Source organism: Reyranella sp. CPCC 100927, from assembly GCF_007859315.1.
In the GTDB taxonomy this organism is placed as follows: domain Bacteria; phylum Pseudomonadota; class Alphaproteobacteria; order Reyranellales; family Reyranellaceae; genus Vineibacter.
The window spans coordinates 726,512-750,902 of the sequence record NZ_VOHA01000002.1 but is presented as its reverse complement, the minus strand read 5'-3'; the positions used below and the strand labels follow the sequence as shown (position 1 = coordinate 750,902).

Annotated in this window: 25 protein-coding genes; 17 read left to right on the top strand and 8 right to left on the bottom strand. The window is 66.3% G+C overall.

Annotated elements, in window-relative coordinates:
• The 4 genes from FQU96_RS09590 to FQU96_RS09575 are packed head-to-tail and all read right to left on the bottom strand — an operon-like array spanning position 1 to position 2,685.
• Positions 1–894 (bottom strand): helix-turn-helix domain-containing protein, encoded by an 894-nt coding sequence (locus FQU96_RS09590; protein WP_146540629.1) that lies wholly within the window; start codon positions 892–894, stop codon positions 1–3.
• A 13-nt stretch (positions 895–907) separates the two neighbouring features.
• Positions 908–1,591 carry an HD domain-containing protein gene (locus tag FQU96_RS09585; RefSeq protein ID WP_218574658.1) on the bottom strand — a complete coding sequence of 228 codons (684 nt, stop codon included), beginning with the start codon at positions 1,589–1,591 and terminating at the stop codon, positions 908–910.
• A gap of 20 nt (positions 1,592–1,611) precedes the next feature.
• Positions 1,612–2,208 carry a helix-turn-helix transcriptional regulator gene (locus tag FQU96_RS09580; protein ID WP_146540628.1) on the bottom strand — a complete coding sequence of 199 codons (597 nt, stop codon included), beginning with the start codon at positions 2,206–2,208 and terminating at the stop codon, positions 1,612–1,614.
• A gap of 18 nt (positions 2,209–2,226) precedes the next feature.
• Positions 2,227–2,685, bottom strand: a complete 459-nt coding sequence (locus tag FQU96_RS09575) for a hypothetical protein (RefSeq protein WP_146540627.1) — start codon at positions 2,683–2,685, stop codon at positions 2,227–2,229.
• A gap of 497 nt (positions 2,686–3,182) precedes the next feature.
• Between FQU96_RS09575 and FQU96_RS42145 the strand changes: the two genes are divergently transcribed.
• The 3 genes from FQU96_RS42145 to FQU96_RS09560 all read left to right on the top strand — a co-directional run bounded on the left by FQU96_RS42145 (position 3,183) and on the right by FQU96_RS09560 (position 5,404).
• Positions 3,183–3,734, top strand: a complete 552-nt coding sequence (locus tag FQU96_RS42145) for a helix-turn-helix transcriptional regulator (protein WP_178130412.1) — start codon at positions 3,183–3,185, stop codon at positions 3,732–3,734.
• 29 nt (positions 3,735–3,763) lie between these two features.
• On the top strand, positions 3,764–4,807 hold the full coding sequence (locus tag FQU96_RS09565) for an OmpA family protein (RefSeq protein ID WP_178130411.1): 1,044 nt from the start codon (positions 3,764–3,766) through the stop codon (positions 4,805–4,807).
• A gap of 99 nt (positions 4,808–4,906) precedes the next feature.
• Complete coding sequence (locus FQU96_RS09560) at positions 4,907–5,404, top strand: RDD family protein (protein WP_146540624.1); 498 nt, start codon at positions 4,907–4,909, stop codon at positions 5,402–5,404.
• Positions 5,405–5,465: 61 nt separating this feature from the next.
• On the opposite strand, the gene FQU96_RS09555 is transcribed toward FQU96_RS09560, so the two are convergent.
• Complete coding sequence (locus FQU96_RS09555; RefSeq protein WP_146540623.1) at positions 5,466–5,918, bottom strand: MarR family winged helix-turn-helix transcriptional regulator; 453 nt, start codon at positions 5,916–5,918, stop codon at positions 5,466–5,468.
• A 139-nt stretch (positions 5,919–6,057) separates the two neighbouring features.
• Between FQU96_RS09555 and FQU96_RS09550 the strand changes: the two genes are divergently transcribed.
• Entirely contained in the window at positions 6,058–6,477 is a 420-nt protein-coding gene (locus FQU96_RS09550; protein WP_146540622.1) for an organic hydroperoxide resistance protein, read from the top strand.
• An 84-nt stretch (positions 6,478–6,561) separates the two neighbouring features.
• Here the strand turns inward: FQU96_RS09550 and serB are convergent, their stop codons facing one another.
• Positions 6,562–7,461 carry a phosphoserine phosphatase SerB gene (gene serB / locus FQU96_RS09545; RefSeq protein ID WP_146540621.1) on the bottom strand — a complete coding sequence of 300 codons (900 nt, stop codon included), beginning with the start codon at positions 7,459–7,461 and terminating at the stop codon, positions 6,562–6,564.
• A 160-nt stretch (positions 7,462–7,621) separates the two neighbouring features.
• Between serB and FQU96_RS42605 the strand changes: the two genes are divergently transcribed.
• The 6 genes from FQU96_RS42605 to ilvC all read left to right on the top strand — a co-directional run bounded on the left by FQU96_RS42605 (position 7,622) and on the right by ilvC (position 13,482).
• Positions 7,622–8,146, top strand: a complete 525-nt coding sequence (locus FQU96_RS42605; RefSeq protein WP_178130410.1) for a hypothetical protein — start codon at positions 7,622–7,624, stop codon at positions 8,144–8,146.
• Between the two features lie 31 nt (positions 8,147–8,177).
• Positions 8,178–9,158 (top strand): tRNA (adenosine(37)-N6)-dimethylallyltransferase MiaA, encoded by a 981-nt coding sequence (miaA, locus tag FQU96_RS09540; RefSeq protein ID WP_255467932.1) that lies wholly within the window; start codon positions 8,178–8,180, stop codon positions 9,156–9,158.
• A gap of 110 nt (positions 9,159–9,268) precedes the next feature.
• Positions 9,269–11,035, top strand: a complete 1,767-nt coding sequence (locus FQU96_RS09535) for an acetolactate synthase 3 large subunit (RefSeq protein ID WP_146540619.1) — start codon at positions 9,269–9,271, stop codon at positions 11,033–11,035.
• 74 nt (positions 11,036–11,109) lie between these two features.
• The gene (gene ilvN, locus FQU96_RS09530; protein ID WP_146540618.1) at positions 11,110–11,625 is read left to right on the top strand and encodes an acetolactate synthase small subunit; all 516 of its coding nucleotides are present in this window, start codon (positions 11,110–11,112) and stop codon (positions 11,623–11,625) included.
• Between the two features lie 170 nt (positions 11,626–11,795).
• Entirely contained in the window at positions 11,796–12,422 is a 627-nt protein-coding gene (locus FQU96_RS09525) for a LysE family transporter (RefSeq protein ID WP_178130408.1), read from the top strand.
• 40 nt (positions 12,423–12,462) lie between these two features.
• The gene (gene ilvC / locus FQU96_RS09520) at positions 12,463–13,482 is read left to right on the top strand and encodes a ketol-acid reductoisomerase (RefSeq protein ID WP_146540617.1); all 1,020 of its coding nucleotides are present in this window, start codon (positions 12,463–12,465) and stop codon (positions 13,480–13,482) included.
• Positions 13,483–13,557: 75 nt separating this feature from the next.
• Here the strand turns inward: ilvC and FQU96_RS09515 are convergent, their stop codons facing one another.
• On the bottom strand, positions 13,558–13,848 hold the full coding sequence (locus FQU96_RS09515; RefSeq protein WP_146540616.1) for a hypothetical protein: 291 nt from the start codon (positions 13,846–13,848) through the stop codon (positions 13,558–13,560).
• Between the two features lie 292 nt (positions 13,849–14,140).
• Here FQU96_RS09515 and FQU96_RS09510 point away from each other — a divergent pair, with 292 nt between their 5' ends.
• Positions 14,141–16,180 (top strand): ATP-binding protein, encoded by a 2,040-nt coding sequence (locus tag FQU96_RS09510; protein WP_146540615.1) that lies wholly within the window; start codon positions 14,141–14,143, stop codon positions 16,178–16,180.
• 41 nt (positions 16,181–16,221) lie between these two features.
• Here the strand turns inward: FQU96_RS09510 and FQU96_RS09505 are convergent, their stop codons facing one another.
• Positions 16,222–17,301: an aromatic ring-hydroxylating dioxygenase subunit alpha gene (locus FQU96_RS09505; protein ID WP_146540614.1), complete on the bottom strand. Its 1,080-nt coding sequence runs from the start codon at positions 17,299–17,301 to the stop codon at positions 16,222–16,224.
• An 88-nt stretch (positions 17,302–17,389) separates the two neighbouring features.
• On the opposite strand from FQU96_RS09505, the gene FQU96_RS09500 reads away from it, so the two are divergent.
• From FQU96_RS09500 to rodA, 6 genes are all read left to right on the top strand, one after another.
• Positions 17,390–18,280, top strand: a complete 891-nt coding sequence (locus tag FQU96_RS09500; protein WP_255467915.1) for a LysR family transcriptional regulator — start codon at positions 17,390–17,392, stop codon at positions 18,278–18,280.
• Positions 18,281–18,599: 319 nt separating this feature from the next.
• A complete protein-coding gene (locus FQU96_RS09495; protein ID WP_146540613.1) occupies positions 18,600–19,640 on the top strand; it encodes a rod shape-determining protein in 1,041 nt (346 codons plus the stop codon).
• 62 nt (positions 19,641–19,702) lie between these two features.
• Positions 19,703–20,632: a rod shape-determining protein MreC gene (gene mreC, locus FQU96_RS09490; protein ID WP_146540612.1), complete on the top strand. Its 930-nt coding sequence runs from the start codon at positions 19,703–19,705 to the stop codon at positions 20,630–20,632.
• Between the two features lies 1 nt (position 20,633).
• Complete coding sequence (locus tag FQU96_RS09485) at positions 20,634–21,170, top strand: hypothetical protein (protein ID WP_146540611.1); 537 nt, start codon at positions 20,634–20,636, stop codon at positions 21,168–21,170.
• Positions 21,171–21,315: 145 nt separating this feature from the next.
• The gene (gene mrdA, locus FQU96_RS09480; RefSeq protein ID WP_146540610.1) at positions 21,316–23,265 is read left to right on the top strand and encodes a penicillin-binding protein 2; all 1,950 of its coding nucleotides are present in this window, start codon (positions 21,316–21,318) and stop codon (positions 23,263–23,265) included.
• Positions 23,262–24,389, top strand: coding sequence for a rod shape-determining protein RodA (gene rodA / locus FQU96_RS09475; RefSeq protein WP_146540609.1), 1,128 nt, complete (start codon positions 23,262–23,264; stop codon positions 24,387–24,389). The genes mrdA and rodA overlap by 4 nt, the downstream gene beginning before the upstream one ends.
• The last annotated feature ends 2 nt before the right edge of the window (positions 24,390–24,391 follow it).

Below are 24,391 nucleotides of genomic sequence, written 5' to 3'. Positions count from 1 at the left end.
TTAGCGCAGCGTCTGTCGGTAGATCCCGGGACGAATCCCCTGAACGCGCCGGAAGAACTGCGAGAACGACTCGCCATCGGAAAACCCGCAGCGGACCGCAATCTCGTTCAGCGACGCATACGAGTTCAACAGCATCTCCTTGGCCTTATCGAGCCGCACCGATTGGATGTAGCGAAACGGCGTCATTCCAGTCGTCATTTTGAATGATCGGGCAAAATGGTACGGCGAGTAGCCGGCCGCGCGGGCGATCTCGGACACGGTGATCCTTGTCCCGTAGTGTGCAGCCACGAAGCTTTTTGCCCGTTCCAATCGCGCCCCTGTCAAACCACCCCGATGTGTAGCGCCCCGTGGCCGCTGCTCGATGAAGAGCCGCTTCGCCAGGAGGATGGTCAGGGAACGGCCGAGCGATTCGACGAGCAATGGTGTGTAGCAATCCGTGTTGGCGGCCTCGATGGACGTTGTCATCAGAGCCATCACCCGGGAGGTTTCGTGGTCGTTGAACAGCCTGGGCAGGCGCACCGGCGCGGACGCATGCCCGGATGCGATTTCATCAAAGTGACATGCCGGAATGTAGGTTTGGACCACGTCAAAAGCGTCAAACAGTGTCGCCCGGGCAATCTCACCGGCTCTGACCACGACGTTTGCACCGCTGGCCAGCTGATCACTGGTCACGAGCGCGTCGTTGACCAGCATGCGCATTCGCAATCGCTTGAGCCAGTGAGATATGACGACGTAACCGGGCGGTGGCGATATGGTGATACCGCCGTGGTTCTTGGGCCCTGTCAGGCGACAGACCGCGACCCCGTCATCCCGTCGCCCGTGGACCATCGGCGTGGCGTGCAGCCGCCAATGTGCTGCAACCTGGCAGCGCAAGGTGTTCAGGACGTCGGACATGAGAGGGCGCCGGTCAGGAGCTCTCTTCCGGTGCCGTGCGCAACCAGCCGGCGCGAACGGCTTCGACGAGAAGCTTGTCCGTCATGTCCCAAAGAGCGGGTGCGCCGTGGGCGATGCGAGCCGCGAACATGCGCTCGCGGCGCTCGTCGACATCAAAGTCGCTCCACGTGCCGCCCTGTACCAGGTGATTCAAGAGAATGGGTTGGAGGCGATCAATGGATTTCGCGAACCGGGCATCCGGGGTCGCCGCGGCCTCGAACTCCGTCCACAGTGCACGAAGCCGTTCTTCCTGATCGCGCGGCAGGATGGCGAACAGTTTTTCCGCCGCCGCCGCTTCCCGCTCGGCCTGGGTCTGCGACTGCGCGGCATCGAACAACGGCGTGTCGCCACATTCGATTTCCACGAGGTCATGCACGATGAGCATCTGAATGACCCGACACGCGTCGACGGGTTCGGCAGCCCACTCGCCGAGGAGCATGGCGAACAGCGCAAGATGCCAGGAGTGTTCGGCCACGTTCTCGTGCCGCGAGCCATCCGCGATCCGGGATCCTCGAATGACCGTTTTCAGGCGGTCGGCTTCGATCAGGAAGCGCATCTGAGCCGCCAGACGCGGCGCGATCTGCGACAGCCATGTGTCAGGAGGATGAGGGGACTGATGGCCGTTCATGCCGCCGATGTAACGAACCGAACCGTCCAAGTCTGCGCATATCGTATGCGTCAGGGGGCCGCCGTCACGGGGACGCTGATGCAGAGCCGCGCCGGCGTGCCGTCGGCGAGATAGATCCGCTCCCAGGTCATTCGGCTCGGCAGGATCCGCAGGTCGCCTTCGTCGCGGGTACCGGTCACGACCTCGACCGGCGCCGGGACCGGGTTCTCCCACCATCCGATGCTGTCCAGTGATGTCTCGGCGGCGACGATGGGTTCGGTGGCAAATCGCCAGAGCGAATGCCCCAGCAGGTCGACCGGGTCTCGCTGCCATTCGGCAATCCGGCCTGGAGACGCCGCAAGCAGTCGATGATCCACATCCGTGACGAGGTGCGCGACGATGGTCGCGCTCTCAACCAGCGTTCGAAGCGCCCGGTCATCGGTCGAAGATCTGGAAAGCGCAAGCAGGATGCTGTTGGCAACACGCTCATCGGGTTGAATCTCACCAGCTTCCCAACGGGAAACCGTCGTTTGGACAACGCCGGCGAGGTGGGCAATGTACGCTTGCTTGAGGCCACGCAGGCGCCGGATACGGCGCAGCCGCGAGCCGAAGTGGGGGAGTATGATCATGAGCAGCGGTATCTGATGGCGATCGGGCTTGGCGTCCATCCGAAATCCGGACGTCCGTCACTGCGTCGTTCGCGCCCGGTCGGGGCGCAGGATCAGCCAAGCCACGGCGAAGGCGAGAGGGGTAAAGACGATAGAGCCCGCCATGAGACTGCTCTGCGTCCGCGATGGATCCGGTATCCCGAAGTTGAACACCAATGACACGAGCAGGCCGCAACCTATACCGGTGATTACATAGTGCCGCAGTCGTTTGTAGCCAATCGCCTGCAGCCGGCCGATCAGGAGCCTGCCCAGCGACGCCATGAGTGGAGTGCCCACGATCATACCGAAGGCCAGCCCCATCATCGCCGAATGAGCGGCGACGCGGAGGTGCAGCGTCTGGTTGTAGTCGCATAGAGGAGCAGGAGCCCAACAGTCGCGGACTGTTGTGAATAAGGTGAGAATCTCAAGAAATACGTTCGTCAACGCGCCGCTTACAGGAGGCGATATGACAACAGCCCACGCGAATCTTCGATCCATGAACACCTCCTGACAAAGCCTGGCGTTCCGCGCTCGCCGCTGTCGTCGACGCCGGCGCTGCTGCGGACCAGAAAGAGTCCGGACACGCGACGACAGAACGGTATGCGCGCTGCCCGTTGCGATCTTGGACGGATGCGACATGCCATATGCAACGCGATATGACGGCGCCACGCCGATCAGGCGTCGCGTGCCACGAACACAGACGTTGGTGGCGTTCCGGTTGGAAGATCCGGACACGACCAACGGTATGCGTAACATCTGTCGCGATCTTGGACCGGCGCGACATTCGCAGGGCATCCGCCGCAATGCGGCGACGTCGCGTCGAGCGATGCGGCGCCGATCAAGCCTGCTGCTGCCCGATCAGGGCTGCTGAAATTCGTACAGTGATCACCCACGCCGCTTTGGTTTTCCCGCACCGGCACTACGTATCGGAGCGCCTTGGGCACGCCGTGCGGTTGGTCACGGCATTCGCGTGTTGGTGCGATGGAGACTTGGTAGTGCATATCGGTCGTCGTGGCGTGGCTGTGGCACGGCTTATCGCGATCAAGGCGGACGTCGACATGAATCTCATTCATGGTGACGTGAGCTTGTCTGCGGTCGCGGCGCGGCACGGTCTGTCCTTCCGGTCTGTGCAAAGGCTCTTTGAACGAGAGACCCTGACGTTTACCGGTTTCGTGCTCGGCCGGCGCTTGGCATACGCCTATTGGCTGCTCGTCGGTACGAAGACAGATGATCGCACCATCTGCGACGCGGCTTTTGGCGCAGGTTTCAACGACTTGTCGTACTTCAATCGGACCTTCCGACGTCGCTATGGCGTCACACCGTCCGAGGTGCGCGGACTGTTTGCTGGTGATCGGCGTTGCCACGACTGTCGCAGAGGGCCAGTCGGTCCGGGCGCCGGTGAAAAGCGCCGCAATGTGTCGCTGCAGTCCGAGCCCCAAGGCGCGGCCGGTTGCTATGGACTGGCTTCAGGTGACGCGCCTTCACAGAGTCGTATGCGCTGCCGGCCGCCTGCGGGTGGGCGGCTTCGCGCAGGCCAGGGCGGATGACGCGTGAACGCAATGGAGAGTACGGAACGATGTTGTTCTCTGGTTTTGCCTTGCAGCGCAGGTTGCTTGTCGCGGTTCTCGCCGGGCTGCTGGTGGCGATACCGGCCGTCATCGCGTCGGCGCAGCCGGCACCGATCACGCGCGACATCGCCGGTTCGAAGGATCACCCGCTGGTGCCGCGTTACGAAGGCTCGCTGATCATCGGCTACAAGACCGATCGCTTCGCCGAGGTGGATATCCCGATGGGTCCATCGGTGAATCCCGGCGTGGAGAAACGCCGCTTCGAGCGGGTCGATGCCGCCGAGGGCGCGCGCACACGGCTGCTCTATGTCGCGCCCCCGAAGCGCACGTCGCTGGAAGTCATGCGCAACTACAAGGAAGCGCTGCTGGCCGATGGCTTCAAGACGCTGTTCGAATGCAGCCGCGACACGTGTGGTGACTCGATCGAATTGCCGTTCCTGGAATTCAATCCCAGCCGGCAGCTGACGGATAGCCAGGTGACGGAGTTCGCCTTCAGCGCCAACGTCGTCGACCAACGCCTGCTGGTCGTGAAGCTCGACCGTCCGCAGGGACCAGTGCACGTGATCGTCTTTACTGCCCACCAGGACAACGTCGCCAACCCGACGGCGGGCGGGCGCGTCGCGGTGTTCGTCGATGTGGTGGAGAGCGGCACCATGGAGAAGCGCATGGTGACGGTGCAGGCGCCGGAGATGGCGATGAACCTGGGTCGCGACGGCAAGCAGGCGATCTACGGCATCTATTTCGACTTCGACAAGGCCGACATCAAGCCGGAGTCCAAGCCGCAGCTGGAGGAGATGGCGAAGCTGCTGCAGGCCAATCCCGGCCTGAAGGTGTATATCGCCGGCCACACCGACAACCAGGGTGCGCTGGACTACAACGTCGGCCTCTCGCAGCGTCGCGCCGAGGCGGTGGTACGGGCGCTGGCGATGCAGTACGGCATTGCCGCAGCGCGCCTGACAGCGCGTGGCCTGGGCCCACTGGCGCCGGTGACGTCCAACGCGACGGAGGATGGCCGCGCCAAGAACCGCCGTGTAGAACTGGTGCAGCAATGACGGTCATTCCTTGTCCTCGCGCAGGCGGGGCAGGGTGGAATCGCCTCCTTCACTCCGCTCAGACATCGAGTACGGGAAGAAAGGGGAAGTGATCAGGCTATGTCGCACGCCCGGCACGAGCTGCCCACTGCGGCAATCGCCGGCTCCACCGCGGCCGATTTGCCGCCGGCCGGCTTCTGGTTGCGGTTCGTGGCTGCAGTTATCGATGCTGCGATCATCGGCGGCGTCATCGCGCTTCTCATTGCCATCTACGGCGTCGCCGCCGCCCTCAAGCTTTCCGATCGCGTCGATTGGGGCGAGCTGCCGGGGCTTGCCTTTGCCTTCGCGCTCTACACGATCTTTCCGCTCACCATCATCGGCGTGCCCCTCGCCATCATCGGCGGCTGGATCTATGAGGTCCTGATGCTGCGCTCGGCCCGCGGCGCAACGCTGGGCAAAATGGCGGTCGGTGTGCGTGTCGTCGCCGCCGACGGCAGCCGCCTCACCCTGGGGCGGTCGGCGGCCGGCGGTTCGCCAAGTATCTCTCCGGCCTCATCCTGGCGATCGGCTATGTCATGGCGGCGTTTACCAGCCGCAAGCGCGCCCTGCATGACATGATCGCCGCGACGCTGGTCGTGCGGCGCGCCTGACCCCGCGTCTCACCGGGCGCCGGGCGGTCTCACGACACCGAAAGCGTGTTCTCGAGGCGATGCAGTTCGGCGCGCAAGGCGGCGATATCGCGCTCGTTCAGGCCGACGCGGCACGCCAGTTCGTGCGGTATGGAGAGGGCGCGCTGCTTCAGCGCCGTGCCGGCCTCGGTCGGTACCACCTCGACAACGCGCTCGTCGTCGGCCGACCGGCGGCGCGCAATGAAGCCGAGGGCCTCCAGCCGCTTCAGCAGCGGTGACAGGGTGCCGGAGTCCAGACGCAGCGCGACGCCGAGATCCTTGACCGTGCTGCCGCCGGCCTCCCACAGCACCAGCATCACCAGGTACTGCGGGTAGGTGAGTCCCAGCGTTTCCAGCAGCGGCCGATAGGCGGCCGTCATCGCGCGCGAGGCGGCGTACAGCGCGAAACAAAGCTGGCTGTCGAGCTTCAGTGCGTCGGCGCCGAGGGATTTCTTGATCGCCATGGTCTTCATATGGTGTGGCCGCAGACTGCGGGACAGCCACATCACTATCACGCGATCGTGTGGTTGACAATTCAATTGTGCACAATTAAATTGTGAGCGTTAGAGGCATTCAACACGTCCTCATCCACAGGAGTTCGTCATGAAGATCATCTACACGGCCCATGCCGAGGTCACCGGCGGCCGCGATGGCCATGCCCGTTCGTCGGACGGCGCGCTCGACGTGCAGCTGGGCCGGCCCAAGGAGTTCGGCGGCGGCGCCAAGCCCGGCACCAACCCAGAGCAGTTGTTCGCCGCCGGCTACGCTGCCTGTTTCGAAAGTGCGGTGCGTTTCGTCGCCGGCCAGCGCAAGGTCGCGATCCCGCAGTCGTCGGTGAAGGCGTCAGTGGGCGTCGGCCCGCGCGATCAGGGTGGCTTCGGCCTCGAGGTGGAACTGCGCGTCAGCCTGCCGGGCGTCGATCGCGCCGTGGCCGAGGACCTGGTGAAGACGGCGCACGAGCAGATCTGCCCGTACTCCAACGCCACGCGCGGCAACATCGATGTGAAGGTGAGCGTGGAGTAGTCCTTCCCTGGGAGCGCGGGCCTCCGGCCCGCATTGGCGCGGCAGCGCCAAGACATGGGCGGGCGAGACGCCCGCGCTCCCGGGTTATCCAGAAACGAACGCGCTCTGCTTGTAGCCTTGGGCGTAGAGCAGAGCGGTCAGGTCGCCGTGGCGCACGTTGGCGTTGACGGCGGCGGCGACGGTGGGCTTGGCATGAAAGGCGATGCCCAGGCCCGCTGCCTGCAGCATCGGCAGATCGTTGGCGCCGTCGCCGACCGCGAGCGTCTGGTCCGGCGTCAGTCCCCGCGCACCCGCCAGTTCCTGCAGCGCGGCGAGCTTGGCCTCCTTGCCCAGGATCGGCTCGGCCACCGCGCCGGCCAACGTATCGCCGTCGGCCAGCAGCCGGTTGGCGCGGTCGAGATCGAAGCCCAGGTGCTGCCGCACGATGGCGGTGAAATGGGTGAAGCCGCCGGAGACCAGGGCACAATAGGCGCCGTTGGCCCGCATGGTGGCAATCAGGGTCGCGGCGCCCGGCATGTAGCGGATGCGCGTCGCCGCTTCGTCCAGCAGCCCTGTCTTCAATCCCTTCAGCAGCCCGATGCGGTCGCGCAGGGCCGTGGCGAAGTCGATCTCGCCGTTCATGGCACGGGCGGTGACGGCGGCGATCTGTTCGCGCAGGCCGAAATAGTCGGCCAGCTCGTCCAGCATCTCGTTCTCGATGATCGTCGATTCCATGTCGGCGACCAGCAGCGCCTTGCGCCGTCTCGCCGCCGGCTGGACGATCGCGTCAATGGGACGCGTGCCCAACGCCGTGCGCGCGGCCGTCGTCGCTGGCGCCAGCATCAGCCCCGCAAACGGGACGTCGACCGCAATGCCGTCGGCCAGCGACTCCGGCGTGCCCGGGGTTGCGCCGGCGGCGGCGAGTGCCGTACGCACCGCGGCGATCGCATCGGCATCGACGGCAGGTCGCCGGGGATCGGCGATCAGGGTAAGAACGTGGTCCATGAACGTTACAGTCTTCGACCTTCGTGGGTGGGCTCGCGGTGAGCGCGCATCATGGGAATGAGACGCCGCACTGACAAGCGCAAGCCGCGCGTCATCCGGCCGCTGCAAGATGGGGCTGCCGTGATCGTGCTATGGTGCCCGCTTCAACGGAGCTCCCGTCATGATCGACGCGATGCGGTGGCGTGTTTTCCCGATGCTGCTGGCCGGCCTGCTGACGTCGGTTCCGGCCGCGGGGCAGCCGCCGCCGGGCGCGCGCTGCGGCGTCGATGTCGGCTTCGAACCGATCGGGGTCGGCACCCCGCGCCCCTTTCATGCCGTCGTGCTGGTGAGTGCGCAGGGTGGCGGATGGGTGGCGGCCTTCGAGGCCAATCCCACCGGCAGAGCACCGAGCTGGGGCTGGCTGGTGGCCCGCCAGCGCGACGTGAGTCGCGATCCGCTGAAAGCCGGCGCGATCGTCAGGACGGGCGCCTCGCCTGGATTCCAGACCTGCGCATGGCTGGTGAACCGACTGCGCGACCTGGCCGGCGAGCTGAACAGCTCGCGCATACCCTATGCCCCGGCACCCGAGGCGCAATTCAACGCGGCCAACAGCAACAGCTTTGCGTACTGGGCCGTGTCCAGGCTGCGCGTGGCGCCGCCTTCGGCGCCGCCGGGCACCTCTGGCTACTACGCCAATCTGCGCTGATCATCCGTGGCGAGGTCGACCGTTGAACCCGGTGCTGGTCATCATCGGGCCGACGGCCAGCGGCAAGTCGGCGCTGGGCCTGGCCCTCGCAACGCGCCCGTCGCTGCGGCTGGCCGGCCGCGACTTCGGCGGCGGCACGATCATCAACATGGATTCGATGCAGGTCTATCGCGAGCTGCCGATCATCACGGCGCAGCCGACGACGGACGAGCGATCATACGCGCCGCACCGGCTCTATGGCGTGCTGCCGGCCCGGGAGGTCGGCACGGCGGCACGCTGGCGCGTGATGGCGCTGATCGAGATTGCCGCGGCGCATGAGGCCGGCCGGTTACCCATCCTGGTGGGCGGCAGCGGGCTCTACCTGCGGGCCCTGACCGACGGCCTGTCGCCGATGCCCGAAATTCCCGCCTCGGTACGGGCGGCCAGCCGCGCGTCGTGGGAAGAGCTCGGGCCGCAGGCGTTCCATGACCGCCTGTCGGCGCGCGATCCTGAGACCGGCGCGCGGTTGGCGGTGAACGACCGGCAGCGACAGGTGCGGGCCTGGGAAGTGCTGGAAGCGACGGGACGGTCGATCACGGCCTGGCAGCAGGAACGCGGCGATGGTCCGCCGGCGCCGTGGCGGTTCATCACCGTGCTGCTGGCGCCGGATCGTGCCTGGCTGCGTGCGCGCCACCAGCGACGCTTCGACGCCATGGTGCAGGGCGGCGTGGTCGAGGAGGTACGGGCCCTGGAAGCGCTATTGGCGGCGCGCGGTCGGCTCGACCGGCTGACCCTGGACGGGGTCGCCCTGCCGGCGCTGAAGGCGCATGGCGTTCCCGAACTGCGCGCGCATCTGCATGGCACGATGAGCCTCGCCGATGCTGTCGAGCGTGCGGTGCTGAACACCAGCCAATACGCAAAACGTCAAATGACGTGGGCAAGGCATCAGATTATGTCCGATTTATCCGTCACAACGACTGAAAATGACCAATTGAGGGACGTGGAGAAATTTTTGAACAAAGTGACGCCTTGAAACTTTGCGTTTGTTTGTCGAATGGGGTTGATTCCTCGCGTCTCGGTCAGTATGGTCCCGCCCGCCGCGCAACATGGGTTGCGCGGCACCTTTGTCTTTTGGAGGGAGCTATGACTGCGGAGAGCAAGACGAACGGCGCCGACTTGGTGATCAGAAGCCTGATCGACCAGGACGTCGATGTCGTCTTCGGCTATCCCGGCGGCGCCGTCCTTCCGCTCTACGACTCGATCTTCAAGCAGAACCGGCTTCGCCACATCCTGGTGCGGCATGAGCAGGCAGCCGTGCATGCGGCGGAGGGCTATGCCCGCTCGACCGGCAAGGTCGGCGTGGTGCTGGTGACCTCTGGCCCCGGCGCCACCAATGCCGTGACCGGCCTGACCGATGCGCTGATGGACTCCATTCCGGTGGTCTGCCTGACCGGCCAGGTGCCGACGCACCTGATCGGCAACGACGCCTTCCAGGAAGCCGACACCACGGGCATCACGCGGCCCTGCACCAAGCATAACTATCTGGTGAAGAACGCCGCCGACCTGCAGCGGGTGCTGGGCGAGGCGTTCTATGTCGCGAAGTCGGGACGTCCCGGGCCGGTGGTGATCGACCTGCCCAAGGACGTGCTGATGGCGCAGCACGACTACGAGCCGCCCAAGAAGACGGTGCAGCACAAGAGCTATCGCCCGCAGGTCAAGGGCGACATCAAGAAGATCGAGCAGGCGGTCGAGTTGATGGCCAAGGCGAAGCGCCCGCTGTTCTACACCGGCGGCGGCGTCATCAATTCGGGACCCAACGCGGCCAAGCTGCTGCAGCAGTTCGTGCGCATGACCGGCTTTCCCATCACCAACACGCTGATGGGGCTGGGTGCCTATCCGGCCTCCGACCCGCAGTTCCTGGGCATGCTCGGCATGCACGGCATGTACGAGGCCAACCTCGCCACGCACGGCTGCGATGTGTTGATCAACATCGGCGCGCGGTTTGATGACCGGGTGACGGGACGGCTCAACGCCTTCTCGCCCGACAGCATCAAGATCCACGTCGATATCGATCCGTCGTCGATCAACAAGAACGTGCGCGTCGACCTGCCGATCGTCGGCGACTGCGGCCACGTGCTGGAAGACATGATCAAGGTCTGGAAGGCGCGCCAGCCGCGCATCGACCAGAAGGCGCTGAAGGCATGGTGGACGCAGATCGATGAATGGCGCGGCAAGAACTGCCTGCGGTACGAGAACTCGCGCGAGATCATCAAGCCGCAATACGCGCTCGAGCGCCTCTATGCGCTGACCAAGGACAGGGAACCGATCATCACCACCGAGGTGGGCCAGCACCAGATGTGGGCGGCCCAGTTCCTGAAGTTCGAGAAGCCCAACCAGTGGCTGACCTCGGGTGGACTGGGCACCATGGGCTATGGCTTGCCGGCGGCGATCGGGGCGCAGATCGCGCATCCCGACAAGCTGGTGATCGACGTCGCGGGCGAAGCCTCGATCCTGATGAACATCCAGGAACTGTCGACGGCGGCGCAGTACCGCCTGCCGGTGAAGGTGTTCATCCTCAACAACGAGTACATGGGCATGGTGCGCCAGTGGCAGGAGCTGCTGCATGGCGGGCGCTATTCCGAGAGCTACTCCGCGGCGCTGCCTGATTTCGTGAAGCTCGCCGACGCCTTCGGTGCGGTCGGCATGCGGATCACCAAGCCCGACGACGTCGATGCCGCCATCAAGGAGATGATCGCCATCGACAGGCCGGTCATCGTCGATGTCGCCGTCGACAAGGCCGAGAACTGCTTCCCGATGATCCCCTCGGGCGCGGCGCACAACGAGATGCTGCTGGGACCCGCCGACAAGGCGGAAAGGCCGATCTCGGAAGAGGGCATGGTTCTCGTCTGAGCACCGCCTTTCTGTCGTCCCGTCCATCTGTCAGCCGCGCCGCGCGGCCCGTCACCGGGCCCGGCGCCAGGGGAGTGAGCACCGTGAGTCCCAACCATGAACGCCATACCATCGCCGTGCTGGTCGACAACGAGCCCGGCGTGCTGGCGCGCGTCATCGGCCTGTTCTCGGGCCGCGGCTACAACATCGAGAGCCTGACGGTCTCGGAGACCGATGTCCGCAAGCACCTGTCGCGCATCACGATCGTGACGTCGGGCACGCCGATGGTGATCGAGCAGATCAAGGCCCAGCTCGACCGCCTGGTGCCGATCCACAAGGTGTCGGACCTGACGCTCGACGGGCCGTCGGTCGAGCGCGAACTGGCCCTGGTCAAGGTGCGCGCATCGGGCGAGAAGCGCGTCGAGTCGCTGCGCATCGCCGATGTCTTCCGTGCCCATGTCGTGGACATGACCAACGAGTCGGTCGTGTTCGAGCTGACGGGGGCGCCGTCCAAGCTCGGCTCGTTCGTCGGGCTGATGGAGCCGCTGGGCCTGGTCGAGGTCTGCCGCACCGGCGTCGCCGCCCTGCGCCGCGGCCCGGACGGGATCTAGGCACCCGTGGTGAAGGCACAACTTTCATACCTTCCCCCGCTCAGCGGGGGAAGGTGGCGCGCAGCGCCGGATGGGGGTGCATTGCGGGCAGACGGCGTATGGGGCAGGCGTCCCCCATCCGCCCTTCGGGCACCTTCCCCCGCAAGCGGGGGAAGGTAAAGGAGGTCGCCATGGAATTCCTCTACCCGCTGATCGGTTTCGCTCTGGTCCACCTGCTGGCGGTGGCCAGCCCCGGGCCGACCTTCCTGGTGGTGGCGCGCACGGCCGCCACCGGGTCGCGCGCCGCCGCCCTGGTCGCCGCCGTCGCGGTCGGTATCGGCGCCCTGGTGTGGGCGACGGCGGCGTTGTTCGGTCTGCAGGCCCTGCTGGTGCGGTTCGAGTGGCTGTACCTGACCTTGCGGATCGCCGGCGGCCTCTACCTGGTGTATCTGGGCGTTCAGCTTGTCCGGCATGCCGGCAAGGGCGATGCCATGGCCGTGGTTGCGGCGACACCCGGGACGACATCGCTGGCGCGCGTCTTTCGCGAGGCGCTGATGGTCCAGCTGTCCAATCCCAAGGTTGCGGTTTTCTTCGGCAGCGTGTTTCTGACCCTGCTGCCGGCGGCCGCGCCGGCCTGGATGGTGGCCGCGGTCCTGGCCATCGTGTTCGTCAACGAGTGCGGCTGGTTCACGCTGGTGGCTTTGTTGTTTTCAGGCAATGCCGTGCGCGCGGTCTATCGCCGCGCGCGCGTGTGGATCGAACGGCTGACGGGCGGCGTGCTCGCAGCCCTGGGGCTTCGGCTGGCGCTCGACCGGTGAGCGCGGCCGCAAGAAACTGACCGGTAGTGGAGAGACTGAGATGCGTGTCTATTACGATCGCGATGCCGACGTGAACCTGATCAAGGGCAAGAAGGTCCTGGTCGTCGGCTATGGCAGCCAGGGCCATGCCCATGCCATGAACCTGCGCGACAGCGGCGTGAAGGACGTTCGCATCGCGCTCAAGCCGGGCTCGGCCACGGTCAAGAAGGCCGAAGGCGCCGGCTTCAAGGTGATGTCGCCGGCCGACGGCGCCAAGTGGGCCGATATCGTGATGGTGTTGACGCCCGACGAACTGCAGTCGGACATCTACAACGCCGACCTGGCACCCAACATGAAGGAAGGCGCCGCGCTGGTCTTTGCGCACGGCCTGAACGTGCACTTCAACCTGATCACGCCGCGCCCCGACCTCGACGTGTTCATGATCGCCCCCAAGGGCCCGGGCCACACGGTGCGCTCGGAGTACGTGCGCGGCGGCGGCGTGCCCTGCCTGGTGGCGGTGGCGCAGAACGCCTCGGGCAACGCGCTCGAGATCGGGCTCAGCTACTCGTCGGCGATCGGCGGCGGCCGCGCCGGCACCATCGAGACCACCTTCAAGGAAGAGTGCGAGACCGACCTGTTCGGCGAGCAGGTGGTGCTGTGCGGCGGTCTGGTCGAGCTGATCAAGGCCGGCTTCGAGACGCTGGTCGAGGCCGGCTACGCGCCGGAGATGGCCTATTTCGAGTGCCTGCACGAGGTGAAGCTGATCGTCGACCTCATCTACGAGGGCGGCATCGCCAACATGAACTACTCGATCTCCAACACGGCCGAGTACGGCGAATACCGCAGCGGCCCGCGCATCGTGACGGCCGAGACCAAGGCCGAGATGAAGCGGGTGCTGGACGACATCCAGTCCGGCCGCTTTGCGCGCGACTGGATGCTGGAGAACCGGGTCAACCAGGCCTCGTTCAAGGCCATGCGCAAGCGCATGTCGGAGCATCCGATCGAGGAAATCGGCGCCAAGCTGCGCGCCATGATGCCCTGGATCAAGGAGAAGGCGCTGGTCGACAAGACCCGCAACTAGGCTGCGATCGGCGGATCGAACGGGAGCAGGGAGGGCGGTGCCCTCCCTGTTTCTTTTGGCGCGCCGCCGTCGGCGCTAGCGCGTCCGGGCGCTGCGCACGCACCAGGGCTGCTGGCGGACGAGGGCGATCGCCGCCTGGAGCCCCAGGGGATCGTCGCCATCCGTCGGGGCGTCCGCCGCCTGATTGACCGCTGGCATCGAGAGCACGACCGAGTCGCGCTTGGTGTCGGTGACGCAACCGGCGAGCGGAAGTACGCTCGCCACCAACCAAAATTTATGAAACATCACACCCAACCCAACGAACATGAACGCGACACGCGAGAAATATTCGTGACCGTCCGCCCTGGCTCGCAGTGGGAAAGTCACGCGCGCGTCGCGAGGATTACGTTATCATAGAAGACCCACTTTGTCCGTGAATTCAACGCACTGACGGATTGATTTGTAGTGGGTGGTTAATATCAGTCGCTAGCTCTCTGAGAGAATTTTTCAATTAAAATCAATTAATTAACGAAATTATCTCAGATATCACAATGAAGGCGGCGGCGTGATCCCGGCGCTTTTTACCGTGAGCACGTTCATTCTGGTGCATTTCGACCGCACACGATGTTGCGTCCGGGTGTAGCTGGACACCCGAAATCGCACTGAACAGAGAAAACTGGTGTCCGCGACACCCGCCAGCGAACGTGAGGTCGAGACCGCCCGGTTGAACCCGCTGCGGTCGCTCCGCGCGGCCGCGCTGCCCGACCTGTCCGGGCTGGCGGACGTTGCCGTGTCGGCGGCCGGTCTCTTCGATGCCCCGATGGCAATGGTGCTGGGTGTCGACATCGCAGGTGCTCGCATCCTCGCGTCGCACGGCCTCGACCTGTCCGACATCGAACGCGCGCGGGCGTTCTGCGACGCGGCGTTGCTGGCCGGTGGCGCCGCCGTCGTCGGCCCTGCCGGGGCCGACGATCCGGCGATGGCGCTGGGTGCGCGCTTTTATGCCGTGGCGCCGATTCTCGCATCGACCGGGCAGCCGCTGGGTGCCCTTTGCGTGATGGATCGGACCGCGCGGGTCGCCGTGGACGCGCATCTGCTCGCGGCGCTGCAGACCCTGGCCCGCCTGACGGGGGCGGAACTGGAACGGCGGCGCCTGGCCGCGCAGGCCGGGGCGGTCGGCGCCCGCGAGCAGGCCCAGGCCCAGCTGCGCGAGCGCGAGGCATCGTTTCGCTACCTCTTTGACCAGAACCCCAGCCCGATGATCGTCTGTGCCGATCAGAGCTTTCACGTGTTGGCTGCCAACGATTCGGCGCTACGGCTCTATGGCACCACGCGCGAGGCCTTTCTGGGTCAGCAGCCCGATCAGGAGCAGGATCGGCGTGCCCGGCCGCCGGCGCCGGCCCATGGCGCTGGTGTGTCGTTCGTGAGCGTGGCCACGCACCGCCGCCGATCGGGTGAAGCGTTTTCGTGCGATGTGCGCGCCTCGGCGATCACGTTCGGCGGTCGGCCGGCCTGGTTGCTGGTCGTGCGCGACATCTCCGAACAACAGCAGGCCCAGTCGAGGCTTGCCGAGGCGGAAGACAAGCTGCGTCAGGCCCAGAAACTGGAAGCGATCGGCCATCTCACCGGCGGCATTGCGCACGACTTCAACAATCTGCTGGCCGTCATCCTGGGCAGCGTCGAACTGCTGCAGGAGGAACTGCCGGCCGGGTCATCCGGCGGCGACCTTCTGGCGGTCGCGGCGCAGGCGGCCGAACGCGGCGCCGACCTGACCAGTCAATTGCTGTCCTTCGCCCGCCGCCAGGCGCTGGCGCCGCATGCGGTCGATATCAATGCACTGCTGGGCAAGGTGCATGCGCTGCTGACCCGCTCGGTGGGCCGCCACATCGAGACCAACTTCGCGCCCGACCCGACCCTGCGGCCGGCGCTGATCGATTCGACGCAACTGGAGACCGCCGTCCTGAACCTGGTGGTGAACGCGCGCGATGCCATGCCCGACGGCGGCTCGATCACGCTGTCGACCAGCAACGGCTCGGTGGAGTCCGCGCTCGACCAGCCCGATGTGATGCCGGGCGACTACGTCGTCATCACCGTGTCGGACACCGGGACCGGCATGACGCCGGAGGTGCTGTCCAAGGCGTTCGATCCGTTCTTCTCGACGAAGGAAACCGGCAAGGGCAGCGGCCTGGGGCTGAGCATGGTGTATGGCTTCGTGCGCCAGTCCGGCGGCCATGTGCGCATCGAAAGCGCAGTCGACGCCGGAACCGAAGTGCATCTTTATCTACCCTGCGCACCGCGGGAGGCGGCCGCGACGCCGATCGCCGTGCGCAGTGCCGGGGCGGCGCCGGGCGGCAACGAATCGATCCTGGTCGTCGAGGACGATGCGCAGATGCGTGACCTGGTCCAGGCCCATCTGAGCGGCTTGGGCTACCACGTTCTGGTTGCCGGCAACGGCATCGAGGCGCTCGACATCCTGATGGGCCCTGAGCGCATCGACCTGATGCTGAGCGATCTGGTCATGCCCGGCGGGCTCACCGGACTGCAACTCTCCGAGCAGGCGGCGCGCGTCCGGCCCGGTCTGCGGATCCTGTTCGCTGCCGGCTATCCGCAGGGTGCGCTCGATGCGCCGGAAGGCCGCGACGAAGCACCGGCGCCATTGCACAAACCCTATCGCCGCGGCGAACTCGCCACCCGCATCCGCGAACTGCTGGATGCGTAACAGCCTACCTTCCCCCGCAAGCGGGGGAAGGTAGGCTGCAGCTACTCCGCTGCCGTCTTCTGTTCGGCCATCTTCTGTTCCGCTGCGATCAGTTTGGTCAGCGTCCAGCGGAAGTGCGCCAGCGGCGCGTCGGCGCCGATCGCCAGCAAGCGGAACGACGGATCGGCATCGAGCACCTTCTGCTGCTCTTCGATGATGTGCTTATCCTCCATGAAGCCCTCGACCAGGCTGTTGCGCAGCGACAGCGCGATGGTCGGGTTGTCGATTTCGAAGTTGTGCAGATAGTTCCAGAAGAAATGCGTGGTGCTGGCGGTCTCGGGCGTCATGAACTGGCAGTTGCGGTATTGCTTGGCGCCATCGAGATTGCCCGTCTCGGCGCCCGATCCTTGTGGCGCGAAGCCCGACTCGAGGAAGAAGATTCCCGGAATGTGCATGTGCCCGACATTCCAACGATCGACCCGATCGTCGTTACGGACCACCTTGCGGTGGAAGGGCGGCGGTGGCGCGTTCATGTGCCAGCGCTTCACGCGAAAGCCACGCTCCAGCCGTTCGACCGCGACGGGCTTGGTGGTGTAGGCGTACTCCTCCGAGCCGCCCAGGGTCTTGGTGTGGACGAAGGCGAGGTGGGCGAAGTCGCTGAGGTTGTCGACGATCAGCAGGTAGTTGGCTTTGTAGTGGAGGTAGTCGGGCACGCCGCGCCAGGCGGGATCGCGCAGGTAGGGGAAGTCGACGATCAGGGCCGGGTCGGCGGCAGCCGGATCGCCGGTCCAGATCCAGATCAGGCGATCGCGCTCGATGACCGGATAGCTGCGGACGCCGAGCCGCGGCGGGATGGTTTCCTGTCCGGGGATCTGGATGCAGCGGCCGGCCGGGTTGTACTTCAGGCCGTGATACATGCAGCGCACGTCGTCGCCCTCGAGGCGACCCAGCGACAACGGCGCGGCGCGATGGCAGCAGCGGTTTTCGAGCGCCACCACCTTGCCGCTCTCGCCCTTGTAGAGCAGGACCGGCTCGTCGAGTATGGTTCGCGCCAGCAATTTGCCGTCGATCAGTTCATAGTCCCATGCGGCGACGTACCAGCAGTTCCGCAGGAACGTGGCGTTGGCGTGTCCGACCTGCATGTCGGCCTCCCTTCGTGTTGTGGGCAGGCCAAGCGTAGGCGGCACGGCGGAGCGGATAAATCGGTCTGGGTGGAAACACTGTTCGGCCATGAAAACAATGAGCTGGGACGATTTCGACGCCTTCTGCCGTGTCATCGAGCATGGCGGCTTCAGCGCGGCGGCGCAGGCGATGGAGTGGCCGAAATCGAGCGTGAGCGCGTCGGTCGCGCGCCTGGAAGAGGAACTGAAGACGCGGTTGCTGGAGCGCACGACACGGCGCCTGCGGCTGACCGAGGCGGGCGAGGCGCTGTACCGCAACGTCGCGCCGATGTTCCTGCGCCTGCGCGAGGCGCGCAGCGAAGCGATGGCGCTGGGCGACGAGGTGTTCGGCACCCTGCGCATTGCCGCGCCGTACGAATTCGGCGCCCATCACCTGGCGGCGGTCGCCTGCGACATGCTGCAGCGTTACCCGGCGCTGAAGATCGATATCGATGTCGAGCATAGCCGGGTCGATCCGCTGGATCGCCACGTCGATGTCGTCTTCACCGCCGTCGAGGACCGGCTGCCCGATTCCAGTTTCGTGGCGCGCCGCGTCTTTGCCCTGCATCGCGGCCTGTTCGCGGCGCCCGGTCTGCTGGCGCAGCACCGGCCGGTCGAACGGCCGCAGGATCTTGTCGACGTGCCGCTGCTGGCGAGCTCAGGCGATACGGAATGGCTGTTCACCGCCGTCGACGGCTCGGTCGAACGCGTACCCGTCGTGCCGCGCATGCGCAGCCCCAATGCCGAGGTGCGCCGCCAGGCTGCGATCGCCGGACTGGGCGTGTTGCGGGTGACGGCGTCGTATTGTCGCGACGCCGTGCGGGCGGGGCTGCTGCGCGACGTGTTGCCCGGCTTCACCTGCGATCCGCTGCGCATCTATGCGCTGCTGCCGGGCCGCCACCTCATGCCGGCCAAGGTCAGGGTCTTCCTGGATGCGCTGAGCGCCACCGCGCCGCCATGACATACTTACTTTCCCCCGCTTGCGGGGGAAGGTGGCGCGAAGCGCCGGATGGGGGACGGTACGGCGAAGGTCGTGTCGAATTGATGCACCACCTCCGTTCGAGCGTCCCCCATCCGCCCCTTCGGGGCACCTTCCCCCGCAAGCGGGGGAAGGTAGTGGGGAACAAACCGGGCCCGCGGCGTGCAGGGTAAAACCGGGAAGGTCAATACTTGCCGCCGTCCGGCGGGCGGTCTATGACGACCCGCGCTCGTGCCGTCGGCCCCTTCAAACTTGCAGGGCCTTCGCTTCTCCGCCGTCGTCCTGAGGAATCGCGCCACACATGCTTTCGCGACTGATGGGGCTGTTTTCAGCCGATATGGGTATCGATCTCGGCACAGCGAACACGCTGGTCTACGTCAAGGGCCGCGGTGTCGTTCTCAACGAGCCGTCCGTGGTGGCGCTGCAGACCGTCGCCGGCAAGAAGCAGGTGCTGGCCGTGGGCGAGGAAGCCAAGATGATGCTGGGCCGCACGCCCGGCAACATCCAGGCCATCCGGCCGTTGCGCGACGGCGTGATCGCCGATTTCGAAGTCGCCGAGGAAATGATCAAGCACTTCATCGGCAAAGTGCACAATCGTCGTTCGTTCGCCCACCCGCAGATCGTGGTCTGCGTGCCGTCCGGCTCGACCGCGGTCGAACGCCGCGCCATCCAGGAGTCGGCCGAGAATGCCGGTGCCCGCAAGGTGTGGCTGATCGAGGAGCCGATGGCGGCGGCGATCGGTGCCGGGCTGCCGGTCACCGAGCCGACCGGCTCGATGGTGGTCGATATCGGCGGCGGCACGACCGAGGTCGCCGTCCTGTCGCTGGGCGGCATCGTCTATCCGCGCTCGGTGCGCGTCGGCGGCGACAAGATGGACGAGGCGATCATCGCCTATATCCGCCGCAACCATAATCTCCTGGTCGGCGAATCCTCATCCGAGCGCATCAAGAAAGAGATCGGTTCCGCCATGGTGCCGGAAGACGGCGAGGGCCGGACGCTCGAGATCAAGGGGCGCGACCTGATGAACGGCGTGCCCAAGGAACTGGTGATCAGCGAGCGACAGATTGCCGAGAGTCTGGCCGAGCCGGTCAGCGCCATCGTCGAGGCGGTCAAGGTGGCGCTGGAGCACACCGCGCCCGAACTCGCCGCCGACATCGTCGACAAGGGCATCGTGCTGACCGGCGGCGGCGCGCTGCTGACCAACCTCGACAAGGTGCTGCGCCAGGCGACCGGCCTGCCGGTATCGGTGGCCGAGGATCCGCTGCTGTGCGTGGCGCTGGGCACCGGCCACGCCGTTGAAAACATCACGCGCCTGCGCGGTGTTCTATCCAGCATGTATTGACGCCGACGGGTCGCGTTTTGGCTGTCGTCGGCGTAGGATAGGACGGCACGTCGGGGGAACCCATGGCTTTGCGCAACAGCGTCGCGCAGACGGCTGCATCCGTACGACACCTTGTGCAGCGCTTTTCGCTGGCGCTGTTGGTGGCGGCTGCGGCTGGCACGATGCTCGTCGGCAAGGCTGACACGGTCCTGCTCGAACGCGTGCGTGCCGCGGCGCTCGATCTGGTGACGCCGCTGCTGGAGGCCATGTCGCGGCCGGTCGCGACGGTCAACGATTTCATCGCCACGATCGAGGACCTCGCCGACCTGCGGGCCGAGAACGCGCGCCTGCGCGAGGAGAACGCGCGGCTGCTGGCCTGGCAGAGCGTGGCGCGACGGCTCGAGGTCGAGAACGGCGAGCTGCGCGGCCTGCTCAACTTCAAGGAAGGGCCGCAGGCGACCTTCATCACGGCGCGGGTGGTCGGCGAGTCGGGCAGCGCTTTCGTGCGCAGCATGCTGCTCAATGTCGGCCGCCGTGCCGGCGTCGCCAGCGGCCAGGCCGTCGTCACCGGCGAAGGCCTGATCGGTCGCATCACCGAGGTGGGCGAGGGCTGGTCGCGGGTGCTGCTGCTGTCGGATCTCAGTTTCCGCCTGCCGGTCCTGGTCGAGCGAACGCGCGAACGGGCGATCCTGACCGGCGACAACTCGCCGATGCCCAAGCTGGTGATGACACAGTCGGTGGTGGGCATCCAGGCCGGCGACCGGATCATCACGTCAGGCCATGGCGGCAGCTTCCCGGTCGGCATCCCGGTCGGGGTCGTGGCGTCGACGGCCGACGGCAGCATCCGCGTCAAGCCGCTGGGCGAGGTCGTGCGCCTGGAGTTCGTGCGGGTGATCGACTACGGCATTACCGGCCTGGTGACCGGGCCGGCCGCGGCGCCGCCCGAGACCTTCGGCCCGCCGGCGCCGCCCCCGGCAGCGAAACCGATGCCCACCGTCAACAAGGGGCGCTGACGTGGTCGAGTTCCTGCACCAGCTCGACCGCGCGCTCTACGCCGCGCTGCCCGGTGCGCTGGTGGGGCTGCTGATCTTGCTGACCCTGGCGCCGATCCGGCTGCCGGATGTGATGGCCGCGGCGCCGCTGTTGCCGCTGATGGCGGTCTACCATTTCTGCCTGTTCCGCGCCGAGGCCCTGCCGGCCTGGCTGCTGTTCGTGTTCGGCATGCTGTACGATCTGCTGCAGGGCGGCGTGGGTGCCCCTGTCGGTTTGTCGGCCCTGCAGTTCCTGATGATTCGCCAGGTGATCCTGGGCAACCAGAAGTACCTGGTGGCGGTGTCGTTCACGTTCATCTGGCTGGGCTATGCCATGCTGTCGGCCGTGGCCGTCACCATGGCGTGGTGTGTCGTGACCCTGCTGTCATGGCGCTTCATCGATCCGCAGCCGCTGTTCTTCCAGTACATCGTGTCGCTGTTCCTCTATCCGATCTTCGGCTGGATTCTGGGCCGCGGCCGTGCCCGCAGTCCGCTCAACACGCTGGGGAACCGGTCATGAGGCGCGACGCCATGAAAGGCCACCACAGAGACACAGAGGCACAGAGAGAGAAGTGGTTGCGCGCCTGCGGCGCGCGAAACGTCATCTCTGTGCTGTCTCTGTGTCTCTGTGCCTCTGTGGTGAATCTTCCTGCGAGGCGGGCGCCATGAGGCGTGACGCCGACCGTTACACGCTCTTCACCCGCCGGGCGCTGTTGCTGGGCGGCCTGAAGATGGGGTTGCTGGGCATGCTGGGCGCCCGGCTGTACTGGCTGCAGACGGTGGAGTCGGACAAGTACAAGGTGCTGGCCGACGACAACCGCATCAACACCCGGCCGCTGACACCCTCGCGCGGCTTGATCTTCGAGCGCACCGGCGAGCCGCTGGCGGCCAACCGCAACAATTTCCGGGTCCTGATCACCGCCGACAAGGGGCGTGTCTCGGAGGCGATGAAGCAGGCCGAGACCGTACTGGAACGCCTCGATCGCGTGATCGCCATCAGCGACGGCGAGCGCCAGCGCATCATCGAGCAGATGCGGCGCAACCGCAGCTTCGTGCCGGTGACGGTGCGCGAGAACCTGACCTGGGAGCAGGTGGCGCAGATCGAATTCAACGCGCCGGATCTGCCCGGCGTCTCGATCGACCTGGGCCAGACGCGGGACTATTTCTTCCCCGAGCTGATGAGCCACATCGTGGGTTACGTCGGCCGCGTCTCCCCGGACGATCTGCGCGACAGCGACGATCCGGTGCTGCAGCTGCCGGGCATGCGCATCGGCAAGAAGGGCGTCGAGAAGGGGGCCGACGAGGCCTTGCGCGGCAAGCCGGGCGGCATCCAGGTCGAGGTCAACGCCGTCGGCCGCGTGGTGCGCGAGCTTGATCGTGTCGAGGGCGAGTCGGGTGCCAATCTGCTGCTCACCATCGACCTGGAGCTGCAGCAATACGTGACCGAGCGCCTGAAGGACCAGAGCGCGTCGGCCGTCGTGATGGACGTCATCACCGGCGACATCCTGGCGATGGTCTCGGTGCCGAGCTTCGATAACAACACCTTCGCGCGCGGCGTCACCCAGACCGAGTGGCAGGAACTGCTGAACGACCCGAAGAAACCGCTGCTCAACAAGGCGGCGCAGGGCGTCTACCCGCCGGGATCGACCTACAAGATGGTGACGGCGCTGGCGGCGCTGGACAGCAAGACCGTCAGCCTCTGGGATCGGATCCCCTGTGCCGGCTCCATCGAGATGCCCGGCGGCGTCAAGAAATACTGCTGGATCCATCCCGCCGGCCACGGCTGGCTCAATGTCGTCGAGGCCTTGCAGCAGTCGTGCGACTGCTACTTCTACGAGGCGGCCAAGCGCGCCGGCGTCGATCGCATCGCCGAGGTGGCGGCAAAGCTTGGTTTCGGCAAGCCCACCGGCGTCGGGCTGCCGGAGGAGTCGGGCGGCCTGCAGCCGACACGCGCGTGGAAGCAGGATCGCGAGAGCAAGCCCTGGGGTGTCGGCGACACCTACAATCTCGGCATCGGCCAGGGCGACATGCTGTCGACGCCGCTGCAGCTGGCGGTCATGACGGCGCGCATCGCCAACGGCGGCTTCGACGTGCAGCCGCGACTGGTCGCCGCCAGCGCCGGCGCGCGGGACGCGCTGCAGCCGCCGGCGGTGCAGAACAAGCCCTCCGGGGCCAGCCTGCGCTTCAATCCGCAGCATCTGAAGGCGGTCCAGACCGGCATGGACATGGTGGTGAACAGCCAGAGCGGCACGGCGTTTGCCTCGCGCATCTCCGAGAAGGGCATGGCGATGGCGGGCAAGACCGGCACCGCCCAGGTCAAGCGCATCACCGAGAGCGAGCGCGCGCGGCGGATGTCGCAGGCAGAGCTGCCCTGGCACTTGCGGCACCACGCGCTGTTCTGCGGCTACGCGCCGGTCGACAACCCGCGCTACGCCTGCGCCGTGGTGGTCGAGCACGGCATGGGCGGCTCGACCACGGCCGCGCCGATCACCCGCGACATCCTGCTGCAGACGCAGAAGATCGATCCGTCCCGGCGGCCCGAGCGCTTCAAGAGCGCGGCTCTCGCCGGCGGCACGGTGGCCGAAGTGCCGCCGCCCAAGCGGAGCGAGCCATGAGCCTGGCCGCCAACCGCACCGAACTCACGCTGGCCGGCAAGATCCGGCGGCTGGACTGGCGGCTGGTGCTGGTGTTGATCGGCGTTGCCGGCGTCGGCACGGCGGCGCTCTACTCCGCCGGCGGCATGAAGCCCGATCCGTGGGCCGCCAAGCATGTGATGCGGTTCTCGATCGGCGCCGGCGTGATGCTGCTGGTGGCGCTGGTCGATCTGCGCGTCTGGATGCGGCTGGCGTACCCGGCCTATATCCTGTCGGTGCTGCTGCTGGTGGCTGTCGACGTGATCGGCAAGGGCGCCATGGGCGCCCAGCGCTGGCTTGATCTTGGCCCGGTGCAGATCCAGCCGTCCGAGCTGATGAAGATCGCGGCCATTCTGGCCCTGGCCCGCTATTTCCACGGGCTGTCGCGCGAGCAGGTCGGCCGCATCGTCTATGTGATTCCGCCGGTGATGGGCATCGTCGTGCCGGTTGGCCTGGTGATGGTGCAGCCCGATCTCGGCACCGCCCTGGTGCTGCTGAGCACAGGGGCGGCCATGATGTTCGTGGCCGGCGTGAAGCTGTGGAAGTTCCTGCTGGCCGGCACGCTGGGCGCCGCGAGCCTGCCGGTGGCGTGGAAGCTGATGCACGAGTACCAGCGCAACCGCGTGCGCATCTTCCTCGACCCCGATCTCGATCCGCTGGGCGCCGGCTATCACATCCTGCAGTCCAAGATCGCCATCGGCTCGGGCGGCATGCTGGGCAAGGGCTTCGGCATGGGCACCCAGTCGACCCTGAACTTCCTGCCCGAGAAGCAGACCGATTTCATCTTCACCATGTGGACCGAGGAGACCGGCCTGCGCGGCGCGCTGATCCTGCTGGCGCTCTATGTCTGCATCATCTTCTACGCCTACATCGTGGCGCTGCGCGCGCGCAGCCATTTCGGCCGCCTGCTGGCGATGGGCATCGGCATCACGGTTTTCCTCTACGTGTTCATCAACACGGGCATGGTGATGGGCCTGTTGCCGGTGGTGGGCGTGCCGCTGCCGCTGGTGAGCTACGGCGGCACCGCGATGCTCACCGTGCTGTTCGCCTGCGGCCTGCTGCTGGGCATCAACGTCCACCGCGACCTGGTGATCCCGCGGCCGTGACG

Excerpts from the sequence above, each read along its gene's own strand:
- FQU96_RS09590 (WP_146540629.1), bottom strand. The coding sequence starts at position 894 with ATGTCCGACGTCCTGAACACCTTGCGCTGCCAGGTTGCAGCACATTGG.
- FQU96_RS09580 (WP_146540628.1), bottom strand. The coding sequence starts at position 2,208 with ATGGACGCCAAGCCCGATCGCCATCAGATACCGCTGCTCATGATCATA.
- FQU96_RS09575 (WP_146540627.1), bottom strand. The coding sequence starts at position 2,685 with ATGGATCGAAGATTCGCGTGGGCTGTTGTCATATCGCCTCCTGTAAGC.
- FQU96_RS09565 (WP_178130411.1), top strand. The coding sequence starts at position 3,764 with ATGTTGTTCTCTGGTTTTGCCTTGCAGCGCAGGTTGCTTGTCGCGGTT.
- FQU96_RS09560 (WP_146540624.1), top strand. The coding sequence starts at position 4,907 with ATGTCGCACGCCCGGCACGAGCTGCCCACTGCGGCAATCGCCGGCTCC.
- FQU96_RS09555 (WP_146540623.1), bottom strand. The coding sequence starts at position 5,918 with ATGGCGATCAAGAAATCCCTCGGCGCCGACGCACTGAAGCTCGACAGC.
- FQU96_RS09550 (WP_146540622.1), top strand. The coding sequence starts at position 6,058 with ATGAAGATCATCTACACGGCCCATGCCGAGGTCACCGGCGGCCGCGAT.
- serB (WP_146540621.1), bottom strand. The coding sequence starts at position 7,461 with ATGGACCACGTTCTTACCCTGATCGCCGATCCCCGGCGACCTGCCGTC.
- FQU96_RS42605 (WP_178130410.1), top strand. The coding sequence starts at position 7,622 with ATGATCGACGCGATGCGGTGGCGTGTTTTCCCGATGCTGCTGGCCGGC.
- FQU96_RS09535 (WP_146540619.1), top strand. The coding sequence starts at position 9,269 with ATGACTGCGGAGAGCAAGACGAACGGCGCCGACTTGGTGATCAGAAGC.
- FQU96_RS09525 (WP_178130408.1), top strand. The coding sequence starts at position 11,796 with ATGGAATTCCTCTACCCGCTGATCGGTTTCGCTCTGGTCCACCTGCTG.
- ilvC (WP_146540617.1), top strand. The coding sequence starts at position 12,463 with ATGCGTGTCTATTACGATCGCGATGCCGACGTGAACCTGATCAAGGGC.
- FQU96_RS09505 (WP_146540614.1), bottom strand. The coding sequence starts at position 17,301 with ATGCAGGTCGGACACGCCAACGCCACGTTCCTGCGGAACTGCTGGTAC.
- FQU96_RS09500 (WP_255467915.1), top strand. The coding sequence starts at position 17,390 with ATGAAAACAATGAGCTGGGACGATTTCGACGCCTTCTGCCGTGTCATC.
- FQU96_RS09495 (WP_146540613.1), top strand. The coding sequence starts at position 18,600 with ATGCTTTCGCGACTGATGGGGCTGTTTTCAGCCGATATGGGTATCGAT.
- mreC (WP_146540612.1), top strand. The coding sequence starts at position 19,703 with ATGGCTTTGCGCAACAGCGTCGCGCAGACGGCTGCATCCGTACGACAC.
- mrdA (WP_146540610.1), top strand. The coding sequence starts at position 21,316 with ATGAGGCGTGACGCCGACCGTTACACGCTCTTCACCCGCCGGGCGCTG.
- rodA (WP_146540609.1), top strand. The coding sequence starts at position 23,262 with ATGAGCCTGGCCGCCAACCGCACCGAACTCACGCTGGCCGGCAAGATC.